This window comes from Mycobacterium sp. E2327 (assembly GCF_001672675.1).
Classification (GTDB): Bacteria; Actinomycetota; Actinomycetes; order Mycobacteriales; family Mycobacteriaceae; genus Mycobacterium.
Map to the genome: position 1 here is coordinate 1 of NZ_LZKE01000100.1, position 680 is coordinate 680.

Here is a 680-nt window from a genome sequence, read left to right on the forward strand (position 1 = left end):
CGCCCTGCGGGTCGCTGGGGTCCAGCGGCTTGTTCTCGCCGCCGTCGGATTCCAGCACGATCCGCGCGGGTGGCGGCCCTTCGCCGCCGCCCATCACCGAGCCGACCGTGGCAATCGCCTGCAGCGCCGTGAAGATGCCCTCCCCCGTCGCGGTTTTCGGCGCCGGCTTCAACCCGTCGATCGCCGCCTTCACCGCGGCGCGGTTCGTCGTCGGCGACACCAGCAGTGAGGCGTTGGCGGCGAATTCGACCAGGCCCAGGTTGATGGCCGGCGTCAGCTCATCGGCGAATTTCTTGCCGGCCTCCTGCGCGGCGGCCAGCCGGTTGGGGGCGACGTCGGTGGACGCCATGGACTCCGAGACGTCGATGACCAGCACCACGACCGCGCGGTTGAGCGGGATGCGCATGTCGTGCGTGGGCGTGGCCAGGGCGACGGTCAACAGGAACAGCGACAGCAGCGCAACCACGATGGGAACATGCCGCCACCACGACTGCGGCACCTCGGCCTCGGTGAAGCGGCGCAGCCGCTGGCGGCGACGGGCCTGCACGACGACATAGACGGCCAGCAGCGCCAGCGGGATCAGTCCGAAGAGCAGCAGGCCCGGGCGCTGGGTGAACTTGATGTCCAGGCTGCGCAGGTGGGTCTGTAGCCCGGCGTCCTGGATCGGGATCAGGTGGGCG

General features: G+C 70.4%; 1 protein-coding gene. It reads right to left on the bottom strand.

The window, feature by feature from the left end:
* A partial coding sequence (locus A5712_RS10900; RefSeq protein ID WP_156766511.1) for a VWA domain-containing protein occupies window positions 1-637 on the bottom strand: 637 nt, incomplete at its 3' end.
* Window positions 638-680 lie beyond the last annotated feature (43 nt).